25 protein-coding genes are annotated in these 21,973 nt (G+C 68.5%); 12 read left to right on the top strand and 13 right to left on the bottom strand.

The genetic code is table 11. The features are described from left to right. Positions 1 to 87 precede the first annotated feature (87 nt). The 3 genes from ACFYPG_RS00690 (at position 88) to ACFYPG_RS00680 (ending at position 2,593) form a co-directional block, all read left to right on the top strand. Positions 88 to 576, top strand: coding sequence for a DUF1992 domain-containing protein (locus tag ACFYPG_RS00690; RefSeq protein WP_355007473.1), 489 nt, complete (start codon positions 88 to 90; stop codon positions 574 to 576). 32 nt (positions 577 to 608) lie between these two features. Then, positions 609 to 1,151: a GNAT family N-acetyltransferase gene (locus ACFYPG_RS00685; RefSeq protein WP_355007474.1), complete on the top strand. Its 543-nt coding sequence runs from the start codon at positions 609 to 611 to the stop codon at positions 1,149 to 1,151. Positions 1,152 to 1,303: 152 nt separating this feature from the next. Continuing rightward, entirely contained in the window at positions 1,304 to 2,593 is a 1,290-nt protein-coding gene (locus ACFYPG_RS00680) for an MFS transporter (protein WP_387349299.1), read from the top strand. Between the two features lie 152 nt (positions 2,594 to 2,745). On the opposite strand, the gene ACFYPG_RS00675 is transcribed toward ACFYPG_RS00680, so the two are convergent. Next, the gene (locus ACFYPG_RS00675) at positions 2,746 to 3,312 is read right to left on the bottom strand and encodes a maleylpyruvate isomerase N-terminal domain-containing protein (RefSeq protein ID WP_387350852.1); all 567 of its coding nucleotides are present in this window, start codon (positions 3,310 to 3,312) and stop codon (positions 2,746 to 2,748) included. Positions 3,313 to 3,424: 112 nt separating this feature from the next. On the opposite strand from ACFYPG_RS00675, the gene ACFYPG_RS00670 reads away from it, so the two are divergent. Next, complete coding sequence (locus tag ACFYPG_RS00670) at positions 3,425 to 4,408, top strand: helix-turn-helix domain-containing protein (RefSeq protein ID WP_387349297.1); 984 nt, start codon at positions 3,425 to 3,427, stop codon at positions 4,406 to 4,408. 12 nt (positions 4,409 to 4,420) lie between these two features. Here the strand turns inward: ACFYPG_RS00670 and ACFYPG_RS00665 are convergent, their stop codons facing one another. Then, positions 4,421 to 4,897, bottom strand: coding sequence for a hypothetical protein (locus ACFYPG_RS00665; protein ID WP_355007477.1), 477 nt, complete (start codon positions 4,895 to 4,897; stop codon positions 4,421 to 4,423). A gap of 115 nt (positions 4,898 to 5,012) precedes the next feature. Here ACFYPG_RS00665 and ACFYPG_RS00660 point away from each other — a divergent pair, with 115 nt between their 5' ends. From ACFYPG_RS00660 to ACFYPG_RS00650, 3 genes are read left to right on the top strand one after another with little or no spacing between them, the layout of a single operon-like run. Continuing rightward, the gene (locus ACFYPG_RS00660) at positions 5,013 to 5,987 is read left to right on the top strand and encodes an ABC transporter ATP-binding protein (protein WP_387349295.1); all 975 of its coding nucleotides are present in this window, start codon (positions 5,013 to 5,015) and stop codon (positions 5,985 to 5,987) included. Between the two features lie 15 nt (positions 5,988 to 6,002). Then, complete coding sequence (locus ACFYPG_RS00655; protein WP_355007478.1) at positions 6,003 to 6,761, top strand: ABC transporter permease; 759 nt, start codon at positions 6,003 to 6,005, stop codon at positions 6,759 to 6,761. 31 nt (positions 6,762 to 6,792) lie between these two features. Then, the gene (locus ACFYPG_RS00650) at positions 6,793 to 7,575 is read left to right on the top strand and encodes an ABC transporter permease (RefSeq protein WP_387349293.1); all 783 of its coding nucleotides are present in this window, start codon (positions 6,793 to 6,795) and stop codon (positions 7,573 to 7,575) included. A gap of 16 nt (positions 7,576 to 7,591) precedes the next feature. Here the strand turns inward: ACFYPG_RS00650 and ACFYPG_RS00645 are convergent, their stop codons facing one another. Beyond that, the gene (locus ACFYPG_RS00645; RefSeq protein ID WP_387349291.1) at positions 7,592 to 8,455 is read right to left on the bottom strand and encodes an NAD(P)H-binding protein; all 864 of its coding nucleotides are present in this window, start codon (positions 8,453 to 8,455) and stop codon (positions 7,592 to 7,594) included. Positions 8,456 to 8,541: 86 nt separating this feature from the next. Here ACFYPG_RS00645 and ACFYPG_RS00640 point away from each other — a divergent pair, with 86 nt between their 5' ends. Further along, positions 8,542 to 9,255: a TetR/AcrR family transcriptional regulator gene (locus ACFYPG_RS00640; RefSeq protein ID WP_387349289.1), complete on the top strand. Its 714-nt coding sequence runs from the start codon at positions 8,542 to 8,544 to the stop codon at positions 9,253 to 9,255. 275 nt (positions 9,256 to 9,530) lie between these two features. Continuing rightward, the gene (locus ACFYPG_RS00635; protein WP_387350851.1) at positions 9,531 to 10,913 is read left to right on the top strand and encodes an FAD-dependent monooxygenase; all 1,383 of its coding nucleotides are present in this window, start codon (positions 9,531 to 9,533) and stop codon (positions 10,911 to 10,913) included. A 135-nt stretch (positions 10,914 to 11,048) separates the two neighbouring features. Here the strand turns inward: ACFYPG_RS00635 and ACFYPG_RS00630 are convergent, their stop codons facing one another. Then, entirely contained in the window at positions 11,049 to 11,717 is a 669-nt protein-coding gene (locus ACFYPG_RS00630; protein WP_387349288.1) for a DUF899 domain-containing protein, read from the bottom strand. A 129-nt stretch (positions 11,718 to 11,846) separates the two neighbouring features. Here ACFYPG_RS00630 and ACFYPG_RS00625 point away from each other — a divergent pair, with 129 nt between their 5' ends. Beyond that, the gene (locus ACFYPG_RS00625; protein WP_387349287.1) at positions 11,847 to 12,308 is read left to right on the top strand and encodes a winged helix-turn-helix transcriptional regulator; all 462 of its coding nucleotides are present in this window, start codon (positions 11,847 to 11,849) and stop codon (positions 12,306 to 12,308) included. A gap of 12 nt (positions 12,309 to 12,320) precedes the next feature. Here the strand turns inward: ACFYPG_RS00625 and ACFYPG_RS00620 are convergent, their stop codons facing one another. Beyond that, positions 12,321 to 13,118, bottom strand: a complete 798-nt coding sequence (locus ACFYPG_RS00620; RefSeq protein ID WP_387349286.1) for a hypothetical protein — start codon at positions 13,116 to 13,118, stop codon at positions 12,321 to 12,323. Positions 13,119 to 13,286: 168 nt separating this feature from the next. On the opposite strand from ACFYPG_RS00620, the gene ACFYPG_RS00615 reads away from it, so the two are divergent. Next, complete coding sequence (locus tag ACFYPG_RS00615) at positions 13,287 to 15,188, top strand: S9 family peptidase (RefSeq protein WP_387349285.1); 1,902 nt, start codon at positions 13,287 to 13,289, stop codon at positions 15,186 to 15,188. A gap of 84 nt (positions 15,189 to 15,272) precedes the next feature. Here ACFYPG_RS00615 and ACFYPG_RS00610 read toward each other — a convergent pair whose 3' ends face one another. The 8 genes from ACFYPG_RS00610 to ACFYPG_RS00575 form a co-directional block, all read right to left on the bottom strand. Beyond that, positions 15,273 to 15,986: a VOC family protein gene (locus ACFYPG_RS00610; RefSeq protein ID WP_387350849.1), complete on the bottom strand. Its 714-nt coding sequence runs from the start codon at positions 15,984 to 15,986 to the stop codon at positions 15,273 to 15,275. A 123-nt stretch (positions 15,987 to 16,109) separates the two neighbouring features. Then, entirely contained in the window at positions 16,110 to 16,880 is a 771-nt protein-coding gene (locus tag ACFYPG_RS00605; protein ID WP_387349284.1) for a phosphotransferase, read from the bottom strand. A gap of 323 nt (positions 16,881 to 17,203) precedes the next feature. Continuing rightward, positions 17,204 to 17,737, bottom strand: a complete 534-nt coding sequence (locus ACFYPG_RS00600) for a hypothetical protein (RefSeq protein WP_387349283.1) — start codon at positions 17,735 to 17,737, stop codon at positions 17,204 to 17,206. A gap of 171 nt (positions 17,738 to 17,908) precedes the next feature. After that, complete coding sequence (locus tag ACFYPG_RS00595) at positions 17,909 to 18,157, bottom strand: hypothetical protein (RefSeq protein WP_387349282.1); 249 nt, start codon at positions 18,155 to 18,157, stop codon at positions 17,909 to 17,911. A gap of 20 nt (positions 18,158 to 18,177) precedes the next feature. Then, positions 18,178 to 18,498, bottom strand: coding sequence for a hypothetical protein (locus ACFYPG_RS00590; protein ID WP_387349281.1), 321 nt, complete (start codon positions 18,496 to 18,498; stop codon positions 18,178 to 18,180). Between the two features lie 278 nt (positions 18,499 to 18,776). After that, the gene (locus ACFYPG_RS00585) at positions 18,777 to 19,412 is read right to left on the bottom strand and encodes a hypothetical protein (RefSeq protein WP_387349279.1); all 636 of its coding nucleotides are present in this window, start codon (positions 19,410 to 19,412) and stop codon (positions 18,777 to 18,779) included. A 79-nt stretch (positions 19,413 to 19,491) separates the two neighbouring features. Continuing rightward, positions 19,492 to 19,671, bottom strand: a complete 180-nt coding sequence (locus ACFYPG_RS00580) for a hypothetical protein (protein WP_387349278.1) — start codon at positions 19,669 to 19,671, stop codon at positions 19,492 to 19,494. Positions 19,672 to 19,944: 273 nt separating this feature from the next. After that, positions 19,945 to 20,397 (bottom strand): hypothetical protein, encoded by a 453-nt coding sequence (locus tag ACFYPG_RS00575; protein ID WP_387349277.1) that lies wholly within the window; start codon positions 20,395 to 20,397, stop codon positions 19,945 to 19,947. 159 nt (positions 20,398 to 20,556) lie between these two features. Here ACFYPG_RS00575 and ACFYPG_RS00570 point away from each other — a divergent pair, with 159 nt between their 5' ends. Beyond that, the gene (locus ACFYPG_RS00570) at positions 20,557 to 21,825 is read left to right on the top strand and encodes a DNA sulfur modification protein DndB (protein ID WP_387349276.1); all 1,269 of its coding nucleotides are present in this window, start codon (positions 20,557 to 20,559) and stop codon (positions 21,823 to 21,825) included. Positions 21,826 to 21,973: the final 148 nt, after the last annotated feature.

The following is a 21,973-nucleotide window of genomic DNA, read 5'->3' as shown; positions in this document are numbered from 1 at the left end:
CTCACCGTCGCGGGCGTGCTGACCCCTGGCAAGGGCGTGTCGCCGGCCGCAGGCGGCGCGTTACGGTGGCCAGGGAGGTGCCGCACGGTGACCGAGGCGTGGAAAGCGTCAGTGGAGGCGAAGATCCAGGATGCCGTTCAGCGCGGTGAGTTCGACCGCCTGCCCGGCATGGGCAAGCCGATCCCCGGTCGGGGGGCGCCGTATGACGAGGCGTGGTGGATCAAAAGCTTCCTGGAGCGCGAGGCGCTCCCCAGTGACCTGCTCCTGCCCACGTCGCTGCAACTGCGCCGACGCATCGAGCAGGTCCCCGACGAAGTCCGTGACCTGCCCACCGAACAGTCCGTCCGCGACTTCGTGGGACAGCTGAACGCGCAGATCGTGGCGTGGCTGCGCTTCCCCGACGACGGCCCCCGGGTCGCGGTGCGCCCGGTGAACACCGAGGACGTGATCCGCCGCTGGCGCGCCGAACGGGCCCGCCCCAAGGTCACCACAACCGTCACCGAAGCGGCGGACGTGCTGGCGCCCGCGCGCCGACCCCGCCGTAGCTGGTGGCGGCGGTGGCGCCGTCGGGGCTGACCGCCGGGCCACCGCCACGGCAGACTGTGCCGATGCTGATCGGATCGCGGTCACCCGACACGCCCTCGACGCCGGGTGTCGCCCTGCGTCAGTGGTGCGCCGACGACCTGGATGAGCTGGTGCGGGCGTACCGGGATCCGGTGCTGCGTCGCTGGACCAGAGCTCCGGTGACCAACGCCGCCGAGGCCCGACGGTGGCTGGAAGGCGCGCTGCGCGACTGGGCCGACGGGCGGCGATACACCTTCGCCGTCCTCGAAGAGCAGGCCGACGGCGCCCGGCTGGTGGGCAACGTGGTGCTCAAGGGGGTCACGGCGGAGCGCCCGGCCCCGGAGGTCGGCTACTGGACGGCGTCGTGGGCACGCGGCCGTGGCGTCGCCCCGCGTGCGGTCACCGCGCTGAGCCGCTGGGCGTTCGACCGGTTCCCCGACGTGGCGCGTCTCGACCTGCTGCACCAGGTGGACAACGTGGCGTCCTGCCGGGTGGCGCAGAAGTGCGGCTTCGTGTTCCAGGAGGTGTTGCCGGCCCGGCCGCCCTTCCCGCTCGACGGCCACCGGCACTCGCTGCACGCCGGCTAGCACTGTCGACACCTCCCGCGTCGACCGTCCGCCCCTGTCGCGAACGGACCCGAACAGGTCCGAACACTCGTTCCCGGCCGCGACTGCGCGAACGCGGATACGGTCTGCGCCGAGCGCCCAGACGACCGCCGGCGCGGGAGGGACGGGGCGACGTGACCGAGCGCGCCGCGACGTACGCCGAGGTTTTCGCGGTGCGCGAGTACCGCCACCTGTTCGGTGCGTACCTGCTGTCCCTGGCCGGTGACCAGCTCACGGCCGTGACCGTGGCCTATCTCGTGTTCAGCGAGACCGGCTCGGCCGCACTGGCGGCGGCCGCCTACGCCAGCTCCTACCTGGCCTGGCTCACCGGCGGACCGCTGCTGTCCGGTCTCGCCGACCGGTTCCCCCGGCGAAGCGTGATGATCGCCTGCGACCTCGCCCGCGCGGCGCTCATCCCGCTGGCGGCGCTGCCGGCCCTCCCCGCGCCGGCCCTGGTGGTGCTCCTGTTCGTGGTCAACCTGATGCGGCCACCGTTCGTGGCGGCGCGGGCGGCATTGATGCCGGAAGTGCTCGACGACGACCGCTACGCGGTGGCCAACGGCGTGGACAACATCTGCGCCCAGGTGGTGCAGGTGGTCGGTTTCGCCGTCGGCGGGAGTCTGGTGGCGTTGCTGTCGCTGCGCGGTGCCCTGCTGGTCGACGCCGGCACGTTCCTGGTTTCGGCTCTGCTGATCGGGATCGGCGTGCGTTCCCGCCCGGCACCTCGAACGCGGTCGGGCCCACCCGGGCAGGGCCGGGCGGTCGGTCTGCGGGTGATCTTCGCGGATTCGCGGCTGCGGTCCTACGTTCTGGTCCTGTGGACGGCCAGCGCCTTCACCTACGCTGCCGAGGGGTTGATGGCGCCGCTGGCCCGACAGTACGGCGGCGGCGCCGGCACCGTCGGGCTGTTGCTGGCGGCGGCGCCGTTGGGGATGTCCCTCGGTGGGGTCGCGCTCACCCGGTTCTGTCCACCGGCGGCCCGGCCACGGCTCATCCTGCCGCTGGCCGCGATGTCGGCCGGCGTGCTGACGGTGGCCTGGTTGGTCCCTCCGCTGTGGTTGATGCTCCTGCTGTTGGTGTTGGCCGGAGCCGCGAGCGCCTTCGCCATCCCCTTGAACGCGTTGTTCGGCCGGGCGGTGCCGACGCAGTACCGGGGACGCGCGTTCGGGGTGGCCATCACCGGCCTCAGTGGGTTGCAGGGGACGGCGATGGTCCTCGCGGGTCTGGGCGCCGACCGGTGGCCGGCCACCACGGTGATCGGGTTCAGCGGATTGTCGGGTCTGGTGGTGGTTCTCGCTGTCGTGCCGCTGTGGTCACGGCGACGCGACTCCAGAGCTGTGACGTCCGAGTGCCCGGTCGAACAAGCCCGAACGACTCCGAACGCCGACATCCCTACCGCCGAAGCAGGCAGTGGCCGACCCTGAGGTCACCTGGCGGGCACGGGGGCCGTCACCGAGGGGAGAGGAGAAGGGCATGCGCAGCGTTCGTAACCGTGGCATCAGCTGGACCTGACCCTGACGCTTCAACCGGGTGGTCGCCTTCCGGGCGACCACCCACCCCGCAACGTCGGTGCGAGTCAGTCGACAGCGGCCCGCCAGCTCCAGGAGGTGCGCCGGGCCCGGCCGGGCAGCTCGCCGCGGCCGGTCATCCAGAGCAGCACCTCGGGCGCCGCCCCGGGCGGGGCGTCCGGGAAGAGTCGGCGCAGCACCAGCGCGCTCAGCCGCTGCGACGGCTGCCACGGCACACCGAGACCGAGGGTGATGTCGTAGGTGTGCAGCAGAGTCTCGGCCACGCCCATGGCGGCGAAACCGGCCGGATCGCACGGACCCCAGTGCCAGGCCCGCACGTCCGGCGAGGCGGCGTCGACGGCGGCGGCGAGCAGACCGGCGCAGGCCCGCACCACTGTGAGCACCTGCGTCGGGCTCGCGTCGGGGGAGACCCGCAGGTCGTACGGCAGATAGCCGTCATCCGGGCGGCCGGTGACCTGGCCCGCGTACGCGAGGAGATCGTGCGCAACGTGCGCCGCTGTCGTCCAGCAGCTCCAGCTCAGCGAGCCGGCCGGCACCGACCAGTCGCGGTCCCGGTGGGGCAGCAGCACCCCGGTCATCTCGTCGGCTGCCTCCCGAATGTCGGCGCCGGTCACCGTCGACACCCGCCAACCCGCCGAGCGGCACCGGGCGTGGAAAACCCGTCGTGGGTAAGGGGAGTCGAGGCATGCAAGAATCCATCTTCGCATATGCGGGGAGGCGAACGGAGTGCTGCCCAACCTGGTTTTGGACACGACGGTGTTGCCTCCGGCGGACCGGTTCGCGTTCTGGTATGCCCTGGTGGCTCAGGAGACGGCACCGGTGCACATCAGCAGCGGTCACCTGGACAACTTCGTGGCCTACGCCCAGGCCATCGATCTCGGCCGCATTCGGATGACCTCTTTGCGCTACCCGTCGCTGGACGCGATCCGGCCCACGAAACTGGTCCGCAGAATCGAGGGGGATTTCTATCAACTCGCGATACCACTGACGGGTCACAGCACGTTGATTCAGGACCGCACCGAGTCCACGCTGGAAGCCAGGAACCATTTCACGCTCCTGGACACCGGACGACCGCACGTCGCCCGACACCGCGTCGAGGGCTCCGGTCCCGCCACCACGATCACCGTGCAGATACCGTACGCGGCGCTGCCCCTGGCACCGGACCGGCTCCGCCGTCTGCTGGCCACGCCGATGCCGTCGCACCTCGGCGTCGGCGGGCTGTTGTCCCACCACCTGCGCAACATCGCGGCACACCCGGAGCAGTTCGAGCCGACCGAGGCCGAGATCCTGGGCGGGGTGGCGGTGGACCTGCTCACCGCCGCGCTCGCCCAGTACCTCGACATCGAGGACACCCTGTCGCCGGAAGCGCGGCAGACCGCACTACGAGCCCGGGTCGTCGACTTCATCGACCGCCACCTCGACAGTGACGAGCTCAGCCCCCACAGCGTCGCCGCCGCCCACCACATCTCGGTGCGGTCGCTGCACCGGCTGTTCGAGACGGAGACGACAACCGTTGCCGAACTCATCCGCGCCAAGCGCCTGGAGCAGTGCCGGCGTGATCTCGGCAACCCGCTGCTGCGGCAGTCGATTCAGGCCATCGCCGCCCGTTGGGGTTTCCCGGACAAGGCTCACTTCAGCCGCCTCTTCCGTGCCCACTACGGCCGTTCGCCGCAGGAATACCGCACCGGCGTCGCTCGCCAGGACCGGTGACCCGACCGACCGTTACCGGCGGCGGTCGGTCGGATCGTCAGCGACGAAGTCCCGGACCGCGGCGCGGATGCTCTCGCCGTACGGGTCGTCCGGCAGCCGCACCAGGTGTTCGCGGGCTCGGGCGAGGTGCTCCCGGGCCGGGCCGACGTTGCCCAGGCGTCGGTGGCAGTCGGCCAGGTTGAGGTACAGCGACGGCAGGAACGCCTGGACCTGGAGCGAGGACAGATACCGCTGGGCGCGTTCGTCGGTCAGGTCGGAAACGGCGGCCAGGGCGCGTTCGTCCCAGGCAAGCTCCGCCTCGGTGGTGTCCTGCAGATCGGCGAGGTAGTGCGCCAGGGTGCAGCGGTGCAGGGCGTCACCGGTGGGGCCGAGCTCGTCCCACAGCGCGGTGAGCAGCTCACGTGCTCGGGCAGGTGCGCCGCTCTGGCCGAGCTGCACGGCCTCGACGATGCGGGTCATGGTCGGGTCGGCGGTCGTCTGGTCGGTCATGTCGCCGATGGTCGAGCCTCGACCCGGTCGAGGGTCAAATCCAGACCACGTCTAGAAATTACAAAGAACTGCTCAGATCTTGCACTCTACTGTCGACTCTCCCTAGGCTGCCGGGGTGAGCGAACATGCGCTGGTCGAAGCGAGAGATCTGACGAAGGTCTATCCAGCACGCGGGTCCACTGCGGAGTTCCGCGCTGTCGACGGCATCGACTTCGCGCTTGAACGGGGTGAGTCGTTCGGGCTGCTCGGCCCCAACGGCGCCGGCAAGTCCACCACCATGCGGATGATCGCCGCCACGTCGCCGATCAGCGGGGGCAGCCTGCGCGTGCTGGGCATGGACCCGATGAGACAGGGACCGGAGATCCGGGCCAGGCTGGGTGTCGTCACGCAGGACGACTACCTGGACAACGAACTCACCGTGCGGGAGAACCTGCACATCTACGGGCGATACTTCGGCCTGTCGCGGGCCGTCATCCGCGACCGCGCGACCCGACTGCTCGACTTCGCCCAGCTGCAGGAGAAAGCCGGCGACCAGGTCGAGACGCTCTCCGGCGGCATGCGGCGGCGGCTCACCATCGCCCGCTCCCTGATCAACGAACCGGACATCCTGCTGCTCGACGAGCCGACCACCGGCCTCGACCCGCAGGCCCGACACGTTCTGTGGGACCGGCTTTTCCAGCTCAAACAGCAGGGCGTCACGCTCATCCTCACGACGCACTACATGGACGAGGCCGAGCAGCTCTGCGACCGGATCATCGTGGTCGACCACGGCCGGTTCGTCGCGCAGGGCTCACCCCGGGAACTGATCACCAGGTACGCCACCCGCGAGGTTCTCGAACTCCGCTTCCGCCTCGACGAACGCGACACCGCGGCGGAGAAACTGCGGATGTCGGCGCTGGCCACCGGCGGCAACGAGACCGACGGCCGCGTCGAACTGCTCCCCGACCGGGTGCTCGTCTACACCGCCGACGGCGAGGCGGCCCTCGCCACGGTGCACGCCATGTCGCTCACGCCGCTCACCGCACTGGTCCGCCGCGCGACGTTGGAGGACGTGTTCCTCAAGCTCACCGGCCGATCGCTCATCGAGTAGCAGGAGAAACCACTGGTGTTTCGTGTGTTCGGGTACTGGTTGACCCGCTACCGGCGTACCTGGCGGGGCTCGATCGTGATCAACGTGTTGAACCCTTTGCTGTTCCTCATCGGCATCGGCGCCGGGCTGGGCGCCCTGGTCGATGACAACGCGCCCGCCCAGATCGCCGGCGTCTCGTACGCGGCGTTCTTCGCCCCGGGCATGCTGGCCGCCGCCGCGATGCAGAACGCGTTCCTGGAAGGGGCCCCGGGTGTCGCCCGGGCTGCCGGCTTCGGGGCCTACCGCAGCGCCACACCGACGCCGCTGAGGCCCGAGCAACTCGCCGCCGGGCACCTGCTCTTCATCACCTTCCGGGTGCTCATCGCCAGCGGCGCCTTCATCGTGGTGATGGCCGCGTTCGGGTTGATCGGAGGATGGTGGGCCCTCGGCGCCCTGCTCGGCGCGACGCTGACCGGGGTCGCGTTCGCGGCACCAGCCGCCGCGTGGGCGGTCGGCGTACGCAAGCTGCGCCACATCGACACGGTGTTCCGCTTCGTCATCATGCCGCTCTACATGTTCTCCGGCACGTTCTTCGCGGTCTCGCAGCTACCCGAGTGGATCCGACCGGTGTCCTATCTGCTGCCGCTGTGGCACGGGGTGGAGCTGTGCCGCACCCTCAGCCTCGGTACGGCGACGGTCGCCGGCAGCTCCGTGCACATCGGCTACCTACTGGCACTCGCCATCGGCGGCTACCTGGTCGCCCGGGTCACCTACCGCCGGCGGTTGCATCCGTGACGGCCCACGCCCGAAGCCTCCTGGAGGCACCATGACCACCGTCGCCGTACCCACCTGGACGAGACGCCGGGCCCTGGCGCTCATCGAACGCAACTTCATGATCTACCGCCGGTCGGTCACGCCGCTGCTCAACGCCCTCGTCGAACCGATCCTGTATTTGCTGTCGATCGGCGTCGGCGTCGGGGTGCTCGTCGGCACGGTCCCCGGCGTCGATGTCCCGTACGCCGCCTACGTGGCCCCGGCGATCCTGGCGACCACGGCGATGAACACGGCGTTCAACCAGACGAGCTTCGGTGTGTTCATCCGGATGAGGGTGGAGAAGACCTACGAGGCGATCCTGCCGACACCGCTATCCGTCACCGACATCGCCGTCGGCGAGGTGACCAGCGCGATGATCAACGGGCTGCTGACGTCGATCGGATTCCTCGCCCTCATGGCCGTCGGTGGGCTGGTCACGTCGACCTGGGTGCTGCTGGCCCTGCCGGCGTCGCTGCTGATCTCGTACGCGTTCGCGGCCGGCGGACTGGCCGTCACCACGTACCTGCGCGATTTCCCCGACTTCCAGTACATCCAGCTGTTCATGCTGCCGATGTACCTGTTCGCCACGACGTTCTATCCCCTGTCGGTCTACCCGGAGGCGGTGCGGCCGGTGATCCAGGCGCTACCGCTCTACCACAGCATCGAGCTGGTCCGAGAACCCGCGTTGGGTCACGTCGGCTGGGAGCTGCTGATCCCGGTGGCGTACCTCGTCGGGTTCGGCTCGATCGCGATGTACGTCGCCACCCGTCGCATGACCCGGGCGATGCTGCGCTGACCGGCTCGAGGGATCGTCATCGCCGGGCGACGATGGCATCGAGCACCGAGCGGACGGGTGTCGGGCGGTGGCCGATGACCGTCTCCAGCGTCGGATCGGTCACGGCGAACTCCTTCGCTCGCGCCGCGCGGTACATGCCGAGGGTGAAGTCGGCCGCAGCCGCGGGCATGCCTCGCGCGATGGCGGCCTCCCGCCACTCGTCGTCATCGGCGACGACACGTTCGACGGTGCGGCCCGTGATGTCGCTGAGGATGGCGGCCACCGCTTCGAGGTCGAGCATCTCCGCGGCGGTCAACGGTGCCGTGACCCCGTCGAGTACGCCGTCCTCGGTGAGAGCGACGGCGGCGGCCTCGGCCAGGTCGGCGTGCGCGGTCCAGGACACCGGGCCGTCCGCCGGCGCCACGAGTTGCCCGGTCTCAAGCGCGGCGCCGATGGAGAGGCTGAGCGTGCTCGCGTAGAACCCGTTGCGCAGGGCGGTGAAGGCAACCCCCAGTTCGGCCAGGTGCTCCTCGGCGGCGGCGTGGATCGGCTGGGCGGCGAAGAGCGAGTCCCGGGAGGCGGCCTGGTGGCTGGTGTAGAGGATCCGGTTGGCTCCCGCGGCGCGGGCGGCGTCGATGGCGGCGCGGTTCGCGACGAACGCGTCGGCGCCGCGGATCGCGGCGGACACGATGAGGACCTTGTCGGCACCCTCGAAGGCGTGCTTCAGCGTGGCCGGGTCGGTGAAATCCGCGGCGCGCACCCGTACGCCCCGCTCGGCGAGGCCGGCGGCCCTGTCGACGTCGCGCACGCTCACACCCACGGCGTCGGCCGGCAGCCGGTCGAGCAGCCGGTCGACGATCTGGGACCCGAGGTTTCCAGTGGCACCGGTGACGACGATCATGATGAGCACTCCCTTGTTATCGGCGTTACGGTGCTGACGTTAGCACCGATAATTCGCGGATAACAAGACGCTGTTAGCATCGGTTCATGGTGACGACGCAGGACACCCGCGACGACGTCCGTGCGGGCATCGTCGCGGCAGCGACCCAACTGCTGCGGGAGAAGGGCGCGAACGCGGTGACGACGCGCGCCGTCGCCCAGGCCGCTGGCGTCCAGGCGCCGACCATCTATCGCCTGTTCGGCGACAAGGACGGCCTCATCGACGCCGTCGCCGAGCACGTCATGGCGGCCTACGTCAGCGGCAAATCGGTCGCCGCCGACGCCGCGACGGGCGACCCCGCAACAGATCTACGCGCCGGATGGCGCCTGCACGTGGAGTTCGGCCTGACAAACCCCGAGCTGTACGCGCTGATCGCCACCCGGGGGAGCGGCGCACCCTCGCCGGCAACAGTCGCCGGCCTCGACGTGCTACGTCGCCGCGTCCGGCGACTCGCCGCAGCCGGCCTGCTCCGGGTCGACGAGGAACGCGCACTGCTGATGATCCACTCTGCGGGCAACGGAACCATCCTCACGCTGCTGGGAATGCCCCCGGACCAGCGAGACCTCGGTCTGGGGGAGGCCATGCTCGAGACCGTGCTCTCCGGCATCCTGGCGACAACTCCAGCGACATCCGACACCACCGCGAAGGCCGTCGCGGTGACCTTCGCGACGGTGCTGCCCGACCTCCCGGGGCTCACCGACGCCGAACGCGCGCTGATGGCCGAGTGGCTCCACCGATCGCTGACCCACCCGACCCCGTGATCACGTGGCGGGGAAAGAGCTCGACGGGATCGCGCTGGGGGAGATAGCTTGCAGGTGACCGCGACACCGCCTGAGGAGGTGAGACCCATGAACGTTGCAGCGATGTGGGTGCTCCCCCTTGCCGTCACGGTCGGGCGATTGACGTAGGTTTCGCCGGGAGCGCCTTGCCAACACGGCACTCCCGAAAGGCAATACCTGTGCAACTCTCCACCACGTCACCGACGACCGATCGCACGTACGACGTGATCATCGCCGGCTGCGGGCCGACCGGTGCCATGCTCGCCGCCGAACTACGACTGCACGACGTGCGGGTCCTCGTTCTGGAGAAGGAGACCGAGCCGACGTCGGCCGTCCGGATCGTCAGCCTGCACATCCGCAGTCTGGAGCTGATGGCGATGCGCGGGCTGCTGGACCGCATCCTCCCGCACGGGCGGCGGCGGCCGGCCAGCGCCTTCTTCGCCGCCATCCCCAAGCCCGCACCCGAGGGCCTGGATCCCCGGTACGCCTACCTCCTGGGTATCCCGCAGCCGGTCATCGAACGTCTGCTCGAAGAACACGCCATCGCACTGGGCGCGCAGGTCCGACGCGGTTGCGCGGTCGCCGGCCTCACGCAGGACGACGAGGGTGTGACCGTCGAACTGGCCGACGGGAAACAGCTGCGGTCTCGCTATCTCGTCGGTTGTGACGGCGGGCGCAGCACGGTGCGCAAACTGCTCGGCGTCGGCTTTCCCGGCGAGCCCGCCCGGACCGAGAGCCTGATGGGCGAGATGGAAGTGGGCGTCCCGCAGGAGGAGCTCGCCGTCACGGTGGCCAAGGTCCGCGAGACCCATCAGCGATTCTGGCTCCGGCCGGCCGGCGTCGGGGTCTACAGCGTCCTGGTGCCCGCCGCCGGGGTCAGCGACCGCGGCGAACCGCCCACCCTCGACGACTTCAAGCGCCAGTTGCGCGCCGTCGCCGGATCGGACTTCGGCGTGCACTCCCCGCGCTGGTTGTCCCGCTTCGGCGACGCCACCCGGCTGGCCGACAGGTATCGGGTCGGACGGGTGCTGCTGGCCGGCGACGCGGCGCACATCCATCCGCCCATCGGCGGACAGGGCCTCAACCTGGGCGTTCAGGACGCAGTCAACCTCGGCTGGAAACTGGCCGCGCGGATCCGCGGCTGGGCGCCGGAGGCACTGCTGGACACCTACCAGGCCGAACGTCGCTCCGTCGCCGAAGCGGTGTTGGACAACACCCGAGCCCAGACGGAGTTGCTGTCCACCGAACCGGGCGCACAGGCGGTGCGGAGGCTGCTCATCGAGTTGATGGACTTCGACGAGGTGAACCTCCATCTGCTGGGGAAGATCACCGCCATCGGCATCCGTTACGACTTCGGCGCGGGCCCCGACCTGCTCGGTCGCCGCCTGCCCGACATCGCCGTGAAGCGGGGCAACCTCTACGGTCTGCTGCACCACGGCCGGGGCCTGCTGCTGGACCGGACCGAACGCCTGACCGTCGGCAGCTGGTCAGACCGGGTCGATCACCTGGCCGATCCGACCGCGGCACTGGACGTCCCCGGTGTCCTGCTTCGCCCCGACGGGCACGTCGCCTGGGTCGGTGACGACCAGCAGGATCTGGACGAGCACCTCTCCCGCTGGTTCGGCGAGCCCGCCCGCTGATCTCAGGCCGGCGGCCTCGTCGTCGAGGCTGCGGGCCGGACCAACCAGCGGCGACCGGGCGCGGGGCGACTTTCTGCTGGATCGCCCCGCGCCCGGTCACTCAGGTGCGGTTGAACCGCCAACGAGTGTCGACTGTCATGACGGATTCTCTGTCGTGTCGTACTCGTCGTGCAGCCGCCACCACTGGTACGGCTGGGTCTGCGGCCAGCCTTCTGGCGAGTCCTCCCAGGTCTCCTGTCGGCCGTACGGTGTCAGGTCGAGAAAGGACCAGTTACTCCCGAGCCGTTCCACGCCGCGGGAGGTGGTGGTGTAGGTGCGGAAGATCCGGTCGTCGGCGCGGAGGAAGACGTTCAGCGCGAACCCGTCACCGGTTCCCATGTCGGCGTTGAAGCTGTTGTTCAGCGACGAGTACCAGGGCAGGGCCCAACCCATCCGCCGCCGCAACGCCAGCAGGTCGTCCAGCGGGCCATGGGACGTCAACGCCAGGGTGACGTCGCGGGCGTTGAGGTGGGCCGGGTGTCCGATGTTGTCGGTGAACAGCGAGCAGCCGGAGCAGACAGCGTCGACGCCGTGCCACATGAAGGTGTAGACGATGAGCTGACGGCGGCCTTCGAACAAATCGGTCAAACTGGCAGGCCCGGACGGGCCCTCGAACACGTAGTCCTGCTCGACCGGCGTCATCGGCAGCCGGCGGCGCGCCGCGGCCACTGCGTCGAGCTGACGGGTGAGTGCCTTTTCGCGGACGCGCAAGGCGTTCACTGCGTCTTGCCAGTCCCTGGTCGGCACGACCGGCGGATGGTTCATGCGGGCCTCTTTTCGGCTTCCATGCACGTGTGGAGGGGGCACAGACCAGTCCGTTCCTTAAAGAGATGGACTGATGTGACGCTAACAGAGTCAGTTCCCTGAAGGAACCACCTTGCGTATCGTGGCGTCATGCAGCGAACGCAGTTCGGCGCCATGGCGTGCTCGATCGCCCGCACCCTCGACGTCATCGGTGAGCCGTGGTCTCCGCTGATCCTGCGGGACGTCTACGCCGGCACACACCGCTTCGAGCAACTCCAGCGGAGGCTCGGCATCTCCCGCAAGGTGCTCGCCGAGCGGCTGAACTGGTTGGTCGGACAGGGCGTCCTGACCCAGCGTGAATACTCGACCCGGCCGGTCCGACACGAATACCTGCTCACCGACAAGGGCCGGGAGCTGTGCGATCTGCTGCTCGTCATGGTGCGCTGGGGTGACCGGTGGACGGCGGGCGACGCCGGCCCGCCGGTGCTCTACCGTCACCACGCCTGCGGCGAGATCAGTCACGTCGAACTACGGTGCTCGGAGTGCGAACAGCCCATGCGGGCTACGGACATCGATCTGCTGCCCGGGCCTGGGGCACACCCACCATCGTGACCATCGGCTCGGTCAACACCCGCAGTCATCCGGTCCCGTCGACGGCGGGCGATCGATCGCGGCGAGTTCGGTGAGAACCGGGCGTAACCGATCGGCCAGCGTCGGGTCCGCACGGGTGAGTTCCGCGGTCAGGGCCGTCACGGCCGCCGAGAGCGCACGGCGTAACTCGGCCTCGTCAGTGGAACGGACCAATGTCGTTTCGAGCAGGCCGGTGATGTCGGAGGGCAGTAGGTGAGCGCCTTTGGCGTAGCTGGTGGGGTGGCCCAGACGCTGGCAGGCGAGTGCGATTGTCTGGGTCCGCATGGCGCTGACCCAGTGCTCCGCCTGCCAGAATCTGCCTCGTTCGATGCTGATCCGTGCGTGCAGCGCGTGGTGCCATGCCAGGCCGGCCGTGCCGTCGTGGCCGCTCGACGCGGGGGCCCGGGATGGTGTGCAACGCCCGAACATGAGTCGCCAACTCGGGCCTCGCGGCCCGAACTCGCCTTCGAGGGTGAAGGAGAGGTCGACTTCCAGGCAGTGAGGCAGCAGGAACACCCGGTAGATCGCGGACCCGGCCGCCAGGTCCCAGTGGTGGACCGCCGCGAAGTCCTGATACATCTGTCGCGTCCATCGACGCATGACGGCGTCGAGCGGGTCACTGACCCCGAAGGCCAGATCGATGTCCGACCAGCGATCCTCATCGTTCGTGGCGTGGGAGCCGGTGATCGCGGCGGCGACCACACCGGGGTCTTGTTCCGCAAGATGCAGCAGCCGCCGCTGGATCCGGTCGCGTTCCTCTACTGAGAACATCAGGTCACGCTGCTCCGACACCTACTCGCCCCGGCGGCGGACGCCGGGCCAGGACGGCGGCGAGCCTTTCCCGCTCGCGCCATGGCTAGCAAGCCGCGAGCGTCCATGGCGACATCATGCCTCGCCAGTGCGTCGATCCAGCACCGGATCGGTCGCATGGTGTTTCGTGGATGCTGGCAGACTCGTCGCATGACGGGTCTCACCGCCGAACTCGTGGTCGATGGTCGTGCCCCGCAGACCCCGGCACTCGCCCCGAACGGGCGCCTGCTCTGCTACGTCCTCGCTCCCAGCAGTCGCACCGGTGACCACCTCGACACCGAACTCTGGCTCGTACACACCGATTCCGGTGTCGCGCCGCGCCGGGCGACCGACGACACGGCAACCGAGTCCCAGCCGCGCTGGTCGGCCGACTCAGAGACGCTGTTCTTCCTCTCCGACCGCGCCGAACGCGGCATGTCGCAACTACACAGGCTCACCCTCGCCGACGGCATGGTGACCACGTTGACCAGCTGGCGCGGCGGCGTCATCGACCACCTGCCGCTCGCCGACCCCAACCTGGTCGCTCTGCTCACCGAGGACGAACCCACCGAGCAGGACACTCGCCGTACCCGCGACCGCGACGACGCCATCGTCGTCGGCGAGCGCGAACCACGCGCCCGGTTGCGCCTGCTCGACCTGCGCACCGGCCAGGTCACCACGCCGAAGGTGTTCGGTGACCGACACGTCGTGGAACTGCGCCAACGTCCCGACGGCGGCCCAATTGCGGTGTTGACGTGGGCCAGCGCCGACAGCGACCACGGCCCGCGAACAGGCCAACTGCACCTGTTCGACCCCACGACCGGGACCGCGGAGAACCTCGGACCGGTCGAGGTCGACGCACGGTCTCTGGCCTGGTGGCCGGGCCAGGACAGTTGGCACCTCGGTTACCTCGCGCTCACCCCACCGCTTCTGCAGGCCGGCACCGCCGTGTTCGACCTGGCCATGGAGACCCGTGTCCTGCGCAACCGCACCGCTGGCCTCACGATGTGCCCCACCGAACTGTGCCAGACCGACGCCGCCCCGCTGGTGGTGTTCGCCGACGGCCTGAACACGACACTGGCCAGGCTCGACCTCACCGACCTCACGACCCTGTCGCATCACCCCGGACGTCTCGACAATCTCACCGCCACCCCTGCCGGCGACGAGATCGCTGTGCTCACCGGCACCCGCTATCAGCCCGCGAATGTTCACATCGGAGCGCCCACCGGGCCGCTGCGCAGAATCACCAACACCCGACCGGAACTGGATGCCGTCGCACTCGGCACGCAACGACCGCTGGCCTACCGCGCCGCCGACGGCCTCGACCTGGACGGCCTGCTCGTACTGCCGGTCGGTAAAACCGTGTCGGAAGGTCCGTTCCCGCTGGTCACGATCGTGCACGGAGGCCCGTACGACCGCTACGCCGATCGTTGCCAGTTGTTCTGGTTCCCCAGCGCGCAATGGCTGGCCGCCGCCGGCTACGCGGTGTTGCTGCCCAACCCGCGCGGCGGCCAGGGCCATGGTCATCAGTTCGCCGCCAGCGTCGCCGGCCGGGTCGGCCAGCAGGAGTGGACAGACATCCTGACCGGTATCGACCTGCTCATCGCCGAGGGCATCGCTGACCCTGCCCGGCTGGGCATCGCCGGCTGGAGCCACGGCGGCTTCATGTCCGCCTGGGCCGTCGGCCAGACCGACCGCTTCCGCGCCGCGCTGGTCGGCACCGGCATCATCGACTGGGGCATGCTCGCCGCGACCGGGGAGAACGGCCAGTTCGAAGCCGCGCTCGGCGGCAGCACCGGCTGGTCCGGCATCGGCCCCCACCCACACGACGCGGTCAGCCCGATCTCCTTCGCCAGCAACATCCGCACGCCGGTGCTCATCCTGCACGGTGCCGAGGACACCAACGTCCCCCTCGGACAGGCCGTGTACCTGCACCGGGCGCTACGCCACTTCGACGTCGAGCACGAGTTCGTGATCTACCCGAGAGAGGGCCACTCGATCCGGGAACGCCACCACCAACTCGACGTTCTGCGCCGGACCCGCTCCTGGTTCGATCGCTGGCTCCGACCCTGATCGAAGGCACGTGGACGAGATCCTGTTCTTCTGACCGGCCTGGGGGCAATCACCGACGCGGCGCGTGTCGGTTGGATGCGACACCTAGGACAGCGCTGCCGCAAGATCGGTAGCGGCCTCATACGCAGCCGCAGCCCGTGTGGCCTGGTCCGCGCTCAACGCGACACTGTCAACACGGGTGAGCATCTCGATCGCCGTGGCCGGATCGTTCAGGACCATCGCGACCTCGGCGCGGTACACGAGCACCTCCACCAACGCGACCGGGTCGTCATCTGTATCGGGATGGCCGAGCGCACTGTCAAGAATCCGAGCCGCCTGCCGGGCGTCCCCTCGGGAGTCGGCCTGTACGACGGCGTTCGCCAACGCTTTGCCCAGCCGCCCAGTCGGCGTCGACGCGGGGGAGACCGGGGCGTTCTGGAAGACGCGGATCCAGTTGCCGCCTGGATCGATGACGCTGAAGCCGCTCAGCCCGTCGGCGTTCTTCCGCGCGCGGGGCCGGGTCATCCGGGGCGTCCCGGAGACCAACACCTTGCCGTACGCGGCGCGCATTCCCGCCGCGAAAGCCCGGTACAGCTGCCCCGTGTCCGAGGTCAGCACGAGACACGAACCGTAGGACTGCGCCGGATCGAACCCCGCGATCTCGAAGAACTGCAACTGTAGATCTTCGCGTTGCAACCCCACGCACGGGTTGGGTTTGCGCTGCTGATAGGTGGTGTGGAAACCAAGCACCTCGTAGAAGGCGACGATGTCGTCGATGGACGCGCAGGGCAGCAGGGGGACGGTTACCTCGTTGGTCACCCGTACTTCGTAGCCGTCGGGAGGAGGCACACGCACATGGAAATAGCCGATCATCGGCCGCGAACGACTGAACGGCCGATACAGCGCAAGCTGGGCTGGTCCGCCAGCGCCCTCTGTCCGCACTCACCTCCGAAGGATGTGCGCGGTGATCCACATCGCGTCGCGTTGGTAGAGCCCGACGTGACCGCGAATGTTCTCCTGGCCCTGATCAGCCCGCGCCTCGGTGAAGGCGGCGAGGTCGTGTAGTCGGTGGACCGCGGCCTGGAGGATGTGGGCGGGGTCTTGCCCCGAGCCGTAGGCGTCGCAGAGCATCCGCAGCCGACGTGCCCGCTCGGCCAGGTCGCTGTCGATCGCGTCGCCGTTGTCGGGGTGGGCCAGCGGCACCAGCCGATAGGCGAGGTAGGCCAGATCCCACGACCGGGGACCGGGCGAGGCCGTGTCCCAGTCGATGATTCCGGTGAGCCGCCGGTCGGTGAAGACCATGTTGTAGGGCGCGAAGTCGTTGTGACAGATGACCTCAGCTGGCTGTCGCACCGGAAGCTGCCACACTCCGCCGACGGTGTCGAAGCTGGCACTGGCCTCGTGAAGTTGTGCGAGGTGCAGACCTGCATCGGCGAGGATGCCGTCGCTCCAGATCCAGTGCGGCAACGGGTACTGCGGCACGATGCCCGGCAGGTAGGAGACGCTGTCGCGTCCGTGCTCATCGGTCCCGAGCGGTTGCGGAACCCAGGTGACCCCGCGCTTCCGTAGGTGTCGTAGTAGGCGCTGAATTGTCGGGCTCCATGCCCCATGACCGCGCCGGACGGTGGCACCGACCCGTGTCGCACCCCCCATGTTGCCGCCGGGCAGCGCTTCCTCCTGCTCGTCGGCCGCGTTCGGGCTGTGGTTATCCATGCCGACATCCTCAGCGCGTGAGGGCCGCAACGCCACCGCGTTCCCGAGCTGGACCGAAGCGAGGGTCCACAGTCCAATTGGGAGATTATTGGATTGTCGTCAATAAGAATCCGGTAATTGTCTGGGACAAAAGGTACGAAACGTGCATGCACCATAATGACAGTTCTTGTGCGTAAAGAGTCAGGATGTTGTAGTGACCATTCCGTGCGACTCTGGCGGCCTGCTCACGTGCTCCGTGTTGAGTGACCCCGCGATGTCACCGCTCTTGACAGCTGGCGTCCCGGAAGTGACATGGGTTGTCAGCGGGCATCTGGCATGAACTGTCAGTCGCGGAGGTCATCGATCAATCCAAGGCTGAAGGCGACGTCCGGCGCGAGAGCGAATGGGTAGGCCTGTCCTTGATGGTCGTCTGTGCGGTTGGTCGTAGGCGGCGGAGGCCGACGGCTCGTGAGGGTTCCCGCGTGGAGAGCCTCTCTGAGGGCCCCCGGGGCTAAGTGGGTGAGGGCGTCCGCGCGCAGGTGGTCACCGTGAAGGACGCGGTAGATCAAGTGGAAGACCATGGGGTGGAGCTGACGGATGTGATGAAGTTGGGCGAGGCGGTGTTCAATGGTGCTGTTCAGTGCGCCTGGTGCCAGGTGCAGCCTGACGTGGGTTGGGCTGTGAGTGAGGCGTAGCGGGGTGCCTCTGCGGTGCAGCACCGTGGTGAGTGCGTTGATGGTGTCGTGAACGTGTGGCAGTGGCCAGCCGAGGGCTTCGGCGAGGTCGTCGGCGCTGATGCTCTGGCCGATGGTCAGGGTGAGGATCGCGTGGAGCTGCTTGATGTCTCGGCGGTTGGTTGACGGGGTCGCCGCCTCCACCCGCACGTGATGTTGTTTTGCCGTTTCCTATGAGTCCCGTCCGTAGTTTCCAGACCAAGAACAACGCTTAGCAGTTAATCTAGGCCCCTACCTGGGTGACTGCCTCAGGACAGCCGGGTTGCCGTTTCGCCATTTCGCCGTTTCCGTGATCCCGGCAGGTGGGATGCGAAGTCAGCGGAAGTGCCGCTGGTGGTGCTCGTCGTTCTCGGCGGTGATGCGGGCCGAGGTCTCCTCGCCGAGCCGGATGTAGATGCCGAGGGCGGCCAGGTGCCGCCGGCGCGACTGGGCCCGCAGCTCCGCGGCGCTGCGGCCGCCGGCGGCCAGGTGCGTCAGGCCGGGGAGTGGCGCAGCTGGTGCAGGCTCCGCGCTTGGGAAGCTGTTCTGAGGGGCTAAGTCCCCCCGTCCCGTATTCAGGTACAATTGCCTGGAAGTGATTACTCTTAGTGGTGGTCCGGCTCGCGGTTGAGTGCGCGCAGGTAATCCTTGACCTGCTCAAGGGTGACGAATTCTTCTTGCAGGTTGCGATAGCCCCGCTCGACCTGGTCCACATCGACTCCGGCAGCCAGCGCCTGCTCGCGCACTTTGGCCAAGCCGGTCTCCTCTTGCAGTAGCTGGGCAATCGCAGCGGTATCCCGGGCCTGAATGTGGACGGCCGCCTTCTGCTGACCACGCCGATAGAGGAACCTCGCGGCCGCGAGCCCACCGAGGCTGGTGCCCCCGACTGCACCGGCGGCAAGAAAGTAGAGGATGGCGATAGGCATGACGGAACCTCTCAGGCAGCAGCCAAGGACAGGCGATGCAGGTGGCTGAGCGGTCCGCACCGTATCGCGCCGACGTGAGTATCTGTTGCCGACACTCACGAAGTGACTGCGGCAACCATCTGTGGACTTGCCCCCGGCTCACGGACCGTCACCGTGAGCCTGCAGTGACCACGCTGTGGTGGGGGCGGCCGCTAACGCGGACGAGGTCACGGGGACTTCCGCGGAGTCTCATCAATGGGCTTGGACAGCGTTCAGCGCCTCAGCCGGTGTGCCTAGACCTAGCCGCCGATCTCCTTGATGGCGTCGTAGAACTCAGGGTCATTAGTTCGAGGTATCAGCGCGGCCCTGCGCCCGGACCACAGATCAGTTCGCAGCTGGTAAGTGCACATAGCGCGCCACCGGCGTCGCCTCCGGCGCTGCGGCAGAACGAGCACCTCGACGGTGGCGGTGTAGGGCCCATCCTCCAATTGCGTCTCCGGGTTGTCCCACTGGAACTCAATTACCCGCTCGACAGACTTGCGGCCCTCGACAGCAAACGGCATAGCGAACTGACGATGCTTGTCCGATTCGGGATAGACGGACGCGTGAAAGGCAATCCAGAACATGCGCTTGGGCAGCGCCTTGCGGTCCGGGGAGTTCGCGTCGCCGGCCCCACCACTCAGGTGCAGCTTGATATCGGTGACCACCAGCGAGGCGGGAGCCGGGTTGTGGAAGACCAAGGGAACGTTGAGAACGATCTTGTTGCTGGTGATGGCACCGCTGAACACCGGCCCCGTCTCCACGCTCAGGCGACCACGACGGACCTGAATCCACCAGAACGATGCAAGCGTGAAGATCAGTGCGGCCACGGAGATGACCACCGGCGGAGTGATCCAGGCATTGGTGACCCCGAGGAGCGGAAGCGCAACATCCATGCGCAGAGTGTTCCGCGCGCACGCAAGTCAGCCGATTGGCCCCTGCCAGAGCAGGTGTGGGCGCTTGCCCTGCTTGAGGTCAGCGCGGGGGCCGGCGGCGGTACTCGTTGTCGTTCTCGGCGGTGAGGCGGGCGGAGGTCTCCTCGCTGAGCCTGGCGTAGATGCCGAGGGTGGCCAGCTGCCGGTGGCGGGACTTGGCCTGGAGCTCGGCAGAGCTGCGGCCGATGGCCGCGATGTGGGTCAGCCCGAAGTGGCGCAACTGGTGGAGGGTGTACCCGGCGCCGTGCGGGTCGTGGAGCTGGGAGACCTGCTTGAACAGGTACTCGGCACGTGGGTAGGACGGCCCGCGGCGGGACAGATGTCGCCGAGAGCCGGGGCGCGGCGTCCGGCGGCGGGTGCGCGCCGGTCGGCGAGGAACAACGGCCCGACGGTGCGCCCGGCTAGCAGTCGGGGCAGCAGGCGTGCGGTTGGGGTCTCCCAGTACACATAGGCGCGGTCGCCGCCCTTCTCGGTGACCAGGGCGCGGCGGAACTCATGTCGAGGTCGGGCACGTCGAGTCCGAGGACCTCCTCGGCGCGGGCGCAGGTCTCGTAGAACATCCGCCACAGCACCCGCTCGCGCAGCGGGTTGCGGTCGTCAGTGGACGGCCGCTCCAGGGCCGGGCGCAGGGGATGGCCTTGTCCCGGATTCGGGTGACCTTGCGCCGTCCCAGACGCCGACCGGGGTCGGTGGTCAGCCAGTCCTGGCGGTGGCAGTAGGCGGTAAATGAGGCCAGCGCGGACAGGTGCTTGTCCCAGGTGTTCGCGGCTCGCTCGTCCCGGCGGGTCATCGTCGGCTTGTAGATCTCCGGGGTGAGCGCGGCGACCGGCAGCTGGTCGCCAGCGGTGTCGCGCAATTGGCGCAGGGTCTCGGTGTAGGTGGCGCGAGTGCCGGAATCGTCGCGGAACCGATCGAGGATCGCGTCGACGGCGACCACGAGCCCCACCGGGCGGTGGACGGTCGCAGCGGCCTCACAGACACTGATCTCTAGATCCTGTCAGGAAAGTTAAATTCTTATATTGCACTGCCTGAATCTTGCCGGTAGCTTTAGCTTCCTACCGCTGAGAACAAGATTCAGCGCAACGCAGATAGCGAGCTAACCCCCGTGACGATCTCGATCGACCCCCTCCGCCTGTCGAAGCCGACCAACTCGAGCACCTACCTGGCCATCAAGACCAACCAGGGCGGCCGCACCGTCTACACGACCCGGGTGCCGCTGCTGGACCTGCCCACGGTCCTGCCGCTGCCAGATCCCGAGAACGTCGACAAGGACAACCGCAAGGTTGACCCGCTCCACGCCAAGCGCTTCGGGGTCTACCTGCACGAGAAGCAGGACTGGGTCGCCCCCGCCCTGCTCGCCCGCGACAGCGGCGGCTGCCGCTTCGAGCCGGTCGACGACGCCGGTCAGGTCGGCTACCTCACCATCCCCTGGGCCATCGGCGGCATCTCGGCGATGCGCACCATCGACGGTCAGCACCGCGTCCTCGGCGTCCACATCGAGAAGCAGCGCATCTCCGAGGCGATCGCCGACCTCGACCGCACGATGGCGCGCAAGGTGAGCCCCGAGCGTGGTGCGAAGCTTCAGGCGGAGCGGGAGAAGCTGGTCGCCCAGATGCAGCGCCTCGCCGACGAGTACGTCGGCCTGGACGTCTACCTGGAGCCGGATCCGATCAAGGCGCAGCAGATGTTCGTGGACGTCGCCGACAACGCCAAGGGGATCAGCAGCGCGGTCCGCGCTCGCTTCGACAACTACCGGGTCGCCAACCGCACGCTGGGCGACATCGCCGAGCACCCCATGCTCAAGGGTCGCATTGACGCTGAGCAGGACCGGATGACCGTGAAGAACCCTAAGCTCATGGGTGCCAAGCATGTCGCGGACCTCACTCGCGCGGTCATCGCCGGGCCCGGCGGCAGGATCAGCGCCAAGGCTGAGAAGACCATCTCCGACGGCGAGGTCATCGAAGAGGTCAAGGAGTTCCTCGACGTCATCTCCACTGCATTCACGGGCCTGGCCACCGTGACGGAGGAAGACCCCGACATCGAGCTGCGGGCCGGCGAACTGACCGAGTCCCAGAAGCTGCGGGCGTCCTCGCTGCTGGGTTCCTCCGGGATGCTGCGGATCCTGGGCGGCGTCTTCCACAACCTACGCGAGGGCGACAACCCGGCCGAGCCCGGCGACATCGTCGCGTTCTTCAAGCAGCTCGACCCGTACATGGCCGCTCCGATCACCGAAAACAGCTTCTGGTACACCAACCCGGAGACTAAGGAGGACTTCGAGCTGAAGGCGATGGCCCCGATCATGCGCCAGCAGAACATCGTCCACCTCGTCAACGTGATCACCGGTTGGTACAAGAAGCGCCCAGCCTTCCTGTAAGCCCGACAAAACGGGGCGGGGGGGGGGCCCCCCCGGGGGGGGCCCCCCCCCCCCGGGGGGGGGGGGCGGCACCCGGTTTGAGCGGGGCCCCACAACCGGGCCCCGGGCCGGCCCCCCCCCGGAGCCCACCCCCCGGGGGCGCCACCCC

Origin of the sequence: Micromonospora sp. NPDC005553 (assembly GCF_042871765.1) — a bacterium.
GTDB lineage: Bacteria > Actinomycetota > Actinomycetes > Mycobacteriales > Micromonosporaceae > Micromonospora.
The sequence above is the reverse complement of the archived record's forward strand: the minus strand, read 5'-3'. Positions and strand labels throughout refer to the sequence as shown.

Excerpts from the sequence above, each read along its gene's own strand:
- ACFYPG_RS00650 (WP_387349293.1), top strand. The coding sequence starts at position 6,793 with ATGACCACCGTCGCCGTACCCACCTGGACGAGACGCCGGGCCCTGGCG.
- ACFYPG_RS00590 (WP_387349281.1), bottom strand. The coding sequence starts at position 18,498 with ATGCCTATCGCCATCCTCTACTTTCTTGCCGCCGGTGCAGTCGGGGGC.
- ACFYPG_RS00665 (WP_355007477.1), bottom strand. The coding sequence starts at position 4,897 with ATGACCGACCAGACGACCGCCGACCCGACCATGACCCGCATCGTCGAG.
- ACFYPG_RS00605 (WP_387349284.1), bottom strand. The coding sequence starts at position 16,880 with ATGGATAACCACAGCCCGAACGCGGCCGACGAGCAGGAGGAAGCGCTG.
- ACFYPG_RS00640 (WP_387349289.1), top strand. The coding sequence starts at position 8,542 with ATGGTGACGACGCAGGACACCCGCGACGACGTCCGTGCGGGCATCGTC.
- ACFYPG_RS00585 (WP_387349279.1), bottom strand. The coding sequence starts at position 19,412 with ATGGATGTTGCGCTTCCGCTCCTCGGGGTCACCAATGCCTGGATCACT.
- ACFYPG_RS00685 (WP_355007474.1), top strand. The coding sequence starts at position 609 with ATGCTGATCGGATCGCGGTCACCCGACACGCCCTCGACGCCGGGTGTC.
- ACFYPG_RS00625 (WP_387349287.1), top strand. The coding sequence starts at position 11,847 with ATGCAGCGAACGCAGTTCGGCGCCATGGCGTGCTCGATCGCCCGCACC.
- ACFYPG_RS00630 (WP_387349288.1), bottom strand. The coding sequence starts at position 11,717 with ATGAACCATCCGCCGGTCGTGCCGACCAGGGACTGGCAAGACGCAGTG.
- ACFYPG_RS00615 (WP_387349285.1), top strand. The coding sequence starts at position 13,287 with ATGACGGGTCTCACCGCCGAACTCGTGGTCGATGGTCGTGCCCCGCAG.
- ACFYPG_RS00645 (WP_387349291.1), bottom strand. The coding sequence starts at position 8,455 with ATGATCGTCGTCACCGGTGCCACTGGAAACCTCGGGTCCCAGATCGTC.
- ACFYPG_RS00635 (WP_387350851.1), top strand. The coding sequence starts at position 9,531 with ATGCTCGCCGCCGAACTACGACTGCACGACGTGCGGGTCCTCGTTCTG.